This window comes from Acidiphilium sp. AL, assembly GCF_025499445.1.
GTDB classification, from domain to species: domain Bacteria; phylum Pseudomonadota; class Alphaproteobacteria; order Acetobacterales; family Acetobacteraceae; genus Acidiphilium; species Acidiphilium iwatense.
Genome location: NZ_JAIMBZ010000080.1, coordinates 1 through 6,385, shown reverse-complemented (window position 1 = coordinate 6,385; position 6,385 = coordinate 1). Strand labels below are relative to the sequence as shown.

Genomic DNA, 6,385 nt, shown 5'->3' with positions numbered 1-6,385 from the left:
CATGCTATACGAACTCATCCCCACCATGCCGGAGCCTCGCCTGCTGCCACTGGTCCAGAAATTCGCCGATATGCTCGCCGACCTGCCCGTCTTCGCCGAGACTTTCGGGGCAGTGTGAAAATGAGGGGAGTCTTGAGGCCCACAATGCATCTCCGAGGATGACCGGCCTTATCTGAGGCGGATTTGGATGATGGGTTGGGCAGGGGTGTGTCCTCGACATTGCACCATACTGAAGGGTCAATGCCCAAGCAGTCGGCGCGCGATTAGACGGTCGCTGATCTGTCTGGTATGACCGCCGGCCACCGCTTGCGGACAGAAAATTTACCCGCCAACGTCCCACGCCAAAAAACCAGTCATCGCAGCGTAACCCAATCTCAAGACAGCCCCATCGTCATGTTACTCAAAGAGCGCAATCGCAAACATCTGCAACCTATGACCTGCCCCGCAATGATTATGTTTAAAATATTCACCACCCTTGGCATATCTGGGGTAGTGTAGGCACCCCCCGTCATGACCCGCGTTGGGCCGCACACTTTTACACGGATGGCCTACCCAAGGTAATACCGCGATCAGTGGTCAAATCGTGATAAGCGCGGCTCGTTAAGCAGCAGATCCCGCCAGCATAGCGCGCCCTATCACAACAAGATGATGGCGTCTCTGTTGATTATTCTTGACAATCTGGAAGACTCTGACGAAGTTTGCCCCAACAGAGAAAAGCCAACACGAAACACGCCCCTCAGACCCGCTGCAAGCGGCGGAACAGACGTTGGAGAGATGAATGTGTGCGCCCCAAAAAGGTAAAAACCATTCCTCGCACGGGACTTTCGGCGGATGGCTCACCCGGTAATCCTGTCAGGCATTTCTTTGCGGAGCGTAGGGGCGATTGCATATGCCGCCCCGGTCGTGCCGAGTTCGCGGAACACGATCGCACTGGAAAGTATTGGCCGTGTCTTCGGCGGCGCGGTGATCGCGGTGGACGGCATTGATCTCAAAACCCGGTTGGGCGAATTCGTCGCCCTTCTTGCCCCCTATCTGGTCTGGCCGTGGCAAGATCACTTTGCTACGCATGTTTGCCGGCTGCGAAACCCCGGCCTCCGGACGCATTCTGATCTCCGGCGGCAAGAGGCGGCGGGGTCACCGCACAAGCGTGCGGTGACCCCCGTGTTCCTGATTCTACGCGTGTCGCGCAATTTTTCACCCGATTGCCTGCCATCGTCCCACTACGAGATTGAACTTGAGCACAGCCTCGCTTGGACTGTCCCCAGACAACCTTCTGCCGGTCGGCGCGTCCCAGAGCGATCGCGAAACTTGTGTGACCGAGGTGCTCATCACACCTATCTCAACACGACTCGAGTGCGTTGCAGCCGAGAACGGGTTAAGCGGACTGACGCTGAACGGGCAGGTCGCGCCGCTTTTTGCCCACCAGGGTACAGTCCGATCAATTCATCGCAAACGAACGTTGACCTAAGAAATCTGTTCGCATTCCGTCCCAGAATCAGTCGAGAGAAGGTCCATGTCGATCGCAAGATTCGCCGCACCCGCTCCCTCTGATGGCATCGCCTTCGTCGGCGGCCAGTATGTGCCACTTGCCGAAGCGTGCATTGCGATCACCGATCGGGGCTTCGTTCGTTCCGACGCTACCTATGACGTTGTCCATGTCTGGAAGGGGCGCTTTTTTCGTCTGAGTGACCACATCGAGCGCTTCCATGCCTCGATGGCGGGTCTACGTATGTCCTTGCCCTATTCGCGGAAGGAGATCGCGGACATCCTCCATGAATGTGTTCGTCGCAGCGGCTTGCGCGATGCCTATGTCCAAATGACATGCACCCGAGGCGTGCCGCCACTGGGCAGTCGCGATCCCCGAGAATGCGAGAACCAATTCTCCGCGTTCGCGCAGCGTTTCGTGTGGATCGCGAATGAGCAGCAGCGGCGGGAAGGATTGAGCATGATCGTCAGTTCCCATCAGCGTATTCCTCCCGAGGCCATTGACCCGCGTATCAAGAACTTTCACTGGCTAGACCTCACCATGGGTATCTTTGAGGCTTACGATCGCGGCGCCTTAGTGGCCGTTTTGCCTGATCGCGACGGCAATGTGACGGAGGGTGCCGGCTTCAACGTTTTCATCGTTAAGAACGGCGTTCTTGCGACACCAGATCACGGCGTTTTCGAGGGCATGACCCGCCGAACGGTAATCGAACTTGCCGAGGAACTGCAGCAACCCGTCGAGGTCAGGCCGGTATCGACCGCCGAATTACGAGCGGCAAATGAAATTTTTCTCACCAGCACGGCTGGAGGAGTGATGCCCGTGACCACACTCGACGGCAAGACGGTAGGTGATGGACAACCCGGTCCGCTTACCCGGCGTTTGCATGATTTCTACTGGCAACGCCATGACGAGCTTTTGCTCTCTACACCGATTGATTATGCAATATGAATTGGCATTTCACGCCCTCAAAGTTCAACATCGTTCGGAACATTGTCCTCATGGAGGCGTGAATGGCTGACACGCATTCCGCAATCAACAATTTTGAAGCTTTCTGGATGCCGTTCACGGCGAATCGACAATTCAAGAAGGTTCCGCGCCTTATCGTCGGCGCCAAGGACATGCACTATTTGACCACAGAAGGCCGAAAGGTGCTTGATGGCACCTCTGGCCTCTGGTGCGTCAACGCAGGCCATGGCAGGCAGCGGATTTCCGAGGCGATCACCAAACAAATCACTGAGCTCGATTATGCGCCGGCTTTCCAGATGGCCCATCCCAAAGCATTCGAACTCGCTGCGCGGTTGACTTCCATTATGCCGTCTTCGCTCGATCATGTCTTTTTTACGAATTCCGGCTCGGAATCGGTGGACACCGCGTTGAAGATCGCGCTCGCCTACCAGCGGATGAAGGGTGAGGGTTCGCGCTTTCGCCTGATCGGTCGCGAACGTGGCTATCACGGCGTCAATTTCGGCGGCATCTCAGTCGGCGGCATCGTTGCCAACCGCAAGATGTTCGGCACGCTCTTAACCGGTGTCGACCACATCCGTCATACCCACGATCCCAGCCGCAACGCCTTCTCCAAGGGACAGCCCGATTACGGCGTCGAGTTCGCCGACGATCTCGAAAGGATCATCGCGCTGCATGACTCTTCAACCATTGCCGCGGTGATCGTCGAGCCAGTCGCGGCGTCGACCGGCGTTCTGATCCCGCCCAAAGGTTACCTCGAGAAGCTCCGCGTTATTTGTGACAAATACAATATTCTCCTCATTTTCGATGAGGTGATCACGGGGTTCGGGCGACTCGGAACGCCCTTCGCTATCGATTATTTCGGCGTGATACCGGACATCGTCACGACTGCCAAGGGTCTCACCAACGGCGCGATCCCGATGGGGGCCGTCTTCGTCCGGCGAAAGATCTACGAAACCTTCATGACAGGCCCCGAGGATCTAATCGAATTTTTCCACGGCTACACTTATTCTGGCCATCCTGTGGCGGCCGCCGCTGCGCTCGCAACGCTAGACACCTTTGACGACGAGGGGCTGTTCACGCGAGGCGCCGAGCTTGCATCTTACTGGCAGGACGCCCTGCACTCCCTGGAGGGACTGCCGCACGTCATCGACGTACGCAATATTGGCCTCATTGGAGCAGTGGAGCTGGAGCCGATCGCTGGCCAGCCGACCAAGCGTGCTTTCACGGCCTTCCTTCAGGCGTTCGAGAAGAATGTCTTGATCCGGACGACTGGTGATACCATCGCGATGTCTCCACCTCTGATCATCTCAAAGGCACAGATCGATGAGCTGATCGGCACGCTGGCCGGGATTCTGAAGGAACTCGACTGAGAAGCTCGGGATGATCGATGGAATTAATCTGGAGTTCACCGCTCTTTCACATGATTTCAATGGGCTGTTGGATGAATTCGGTGTTCGAAACGAAAATGAAAAGAGGCTGCTAGATATGGATACTCTTCAGAATGCGATCAATGGGAAGCTAACATCATCAAAGAGTGGCAAGGCGCAGCCTGTCTACAATCCAGCGACCGGCGAGCCGGTTACGGCTGTTCCACTGTCCTCGGCATCGGAATTGTCGGAAGCGGTTGCCGCGGCGAAAAACGCCGCCGAAGCCTGGGGGCGGACGCCACCTCTGAAGCGTGCGCGCCATATGTTCCGCTTCAAGGAGCTTTTGGAACAAAATTCCAGCAAGATCGCCGAGGCGATCAGCCGTGAGCACGGGAAAATGCTCAACGATGCGCAGGGTGAAGTAAACCGCGGTCTCGAAGTCGTCGAATTCGTTTGTGGTATCCCGCATTTGCTGAAGGGGGAGTTCTCGCGCAATGCCGGCCCCGAGATCGATACCCATTCCGATCGTCATCCGCTTGGTGTCTGCGCGGGTATCACGCCGTTCAATTTCCCGGCCATGGTGCCGATGTGGATGTTTCCCGTGGCGGTCGCCTGCGGAAACACCTTTATCCTGAAGCCATCTGAGCGAGACCCCAGCGCCGCGATGATACTCTTCGATCTGTTCCAGCAAGCTGGGTTTCCAGACGGCGTCCTCAACGTCATCCACGGTGGCAAGGAGGTCGTGGACGCGATCCTCGAGCACCCCGATATCAAAGCGGTGAGCTTCGTGGGTTCCACGCCGATAGCGGAATACGTCTATGCGACCGGCACGCAGGATGGCAAGCGCGTCCAGGCATTAGGCGGCGCCAAGAACCATATGGTCGTAATGCCCGATGCCGACATCGACAAGGCAGTCGATGCGCTGATGGGCTCAGCCTATGGTGCCGCAGGTGAGCGCTGCATGGCAATCTCGGTTGCCGTTCCCGTGGGTGAAGAAACAGGCAACCGGCTGGTTGAGGCGCTTACGCCTCGCGTGCGCACCCTCAAGATCGGGCCCTATACCGATCCTGATGCGGAAATGGGCCCGCTTGTCACCAGGCAGCAGATGGAGAAGGTTCTCGGTTATATCGATCTCGGCATTCAGGAAGGCGCGGAATTGCTAGTCGATGGCCGCGGCTTCAAGCTGCAGGGCTACGAGAACGGCTACTTCATCGGCGGTACGCTGTTCGATCGCGTAACGGCAAGCATGAAAATCTACAAGGAGGAGATCTTCGGGCCAGTTCTGTCGGTCGTTCGGGCGAAGAACTATGCAGAGGCAGTCGATCTCATCAATGCTCATGAATACGGCAACGGAACCGCGATTTTCACCCGTGACGGCGATGCGGCGCGCGAATTCGCGGACAGGATCGAAATCGGCATGGTCGGCGTCAATGTGCCGATACCCGTGCCGGTTGCCTATCATTCGTTCGGTGGCTGGAAGCGATCGCTATTTGGCGACCACGGCGTCTATGGAACAGAGGGCGTTCACTTCTACACACGTCTGAAAACCATTACGAGCCGCTGGCCGACTGGCATCAAGTCTGGCGCAAGCTTTCAATTTCCGAGCCTGAATTAAGACGGGTCGATTGGATCTCCATTTTTCCATGCACCAAACGCCATTGATCAGGAGATTGCACTGCCCCGCTTGGTCACATGTTGGATCACGCGTTGGCAACGACCCAGGACCGGCTTTTCGGAAGACTTCAGAGAAAACTAACCTTACTGAAACGGACTAGAAGACTACACAATATACAAATTTGGAGGTAACAGCATGTCCGACAGCGGTTCAACACAAGAGAGAAGCCAAGAGAAATTAAAAAAAAATTCTCTTGGTACGTGGGAGCTTGGCGGAGTATCTCTCGCACAAATGGCGCCCGCATATAGTCTTTTTACTACGCTAGGATTGGTAGTGGCTGGCGTTGGTTTTGGCGCTCCATTAGTATTTCTTTTTGCCGGAATCGCGACCTTCTTCCATGTAAATACCACAGCAGAATTTTCCAGAAAATGCCCGAGCGCCGGCTCATATACATGCTTTATATCCAGGACATTCGGGAACTATACTGGAATCACAGTTGGAGTTGTATTTGTATTTGCTCAAATCCTTCTGATTGCGTCAATATTATTGGTTGTAGGAACATGGATACAATATAGTATTCAGCAAATGCTTGGTTATACTATTAATTGGATTTTGTTAATGTTTATGTTTTCTTTAATAGCCGTTTATCTCTGTATTCGGGGAGTCACTATTTCGTCAAAATTTGCGATCGCGCTATTTGCTTTCGAAACTGCGGTGCTGTTGGTAGCATCACTCGTAATGATAGCCACACACCTTCGTTTTATTTCTATACAACCGTTTAGTTTTATAAAATTATTTGGAAATTTTAGCGGTCTTGGGCTGGCATTTCCTTTGGCAGTATATCCATTTCTGGGTTCGAGTAATGCAGCTGCCATGGCTGAAGAGGCGAAGAGGCCTCATTCTACTATTAGGATAGCGGTTTTTTCGGCTACAATATTTGCCTTGTTATTA

The 6,385-nt window shown here is 54.8% G+C and carries 5 protein-coding genes; all 5 read left to right on the top strand.

Annotation, left to right across the window (positions count from 1 at the left end):
- Positions 1 to 148 precede the first annotated feature (148 nt).
- On the top strand, positions 149 to 292 hold the full coding sequence (locus AiwAL_RS20510; RefSeq protein ID WP_408851979.1) for a hypothetical protein: 144 nt from the start codon (positions 149 to 151) through the stop codon (positions 290 to 292).
- 1,221 nt (positions 293 to 1,513) lie between these two features.
- Complete coding sequence (locus AiwAL_RS19570; RefSeq protein ID WP_262313414.1) at positions 1,514 to 2,434, top strand: aminotransferase class IV; 921 nt, start codon at positions 1,514 to 1,516, stop codon at positions 2,432 to 2,434.
- Positions 2,435 to 2,496: 62 nt separating this feature from the next.
- Positions 2,497 to 3,822, top strand: a complete 1,326-nt coding sequence (locus AiwAL_RS19565; protein ID WP_262313413.1) for an aspartate aminotransferase family protein — start codon at positions 2,497 to 2,499, stop codon at positions 3,820 to 3,822.
- A 115-nt stretch (positions 3,823 to 3,937) separates the two neighbouring features.
- Entirely contained in the window at positions 3,938 to 5,434 is a 1,497-nt protein-coding gene (locus tag AiwAL_RS19560) for a CoA-acylating methylmalonate-semialdehyde dehydrogenase (RefSeq protein ID WP_262313415.1), read from the top strand.
- A gap of 195 nt (positions 5,435 to 5,629) precedes the next feature.
- On the top strand, positions 5,630 to 6,385 hold a 756-nt coding region (locus AiwAL_RS19555), incomplete at its 3' end, for an APC family permease (RefSeq protein WP_262313412.1).

Coding starts and splice junctions, on each gene's coding strand:
- AiwAL_RS19570 (WP_262313414.1), top strand. CDS start 1,514: ATGTCGATCGCAAGATTCGCCGCACCCGCTCCCTCTGATGGCATCGCC.
- AiwAL_RS19565 (WP_262313413.1), top strand. CDS start 2,497: ATGGCTGACACGCATTCCGCAATCAACAATTTTGAAGCTTTCTGGATG.
- AiwAL_RS19560 (WP_262313415.1), top strand. CDS start 3,938: ATGGATACTCTTCAGAATGCGATCAATGGGAAGCTAACATCATCAAAG.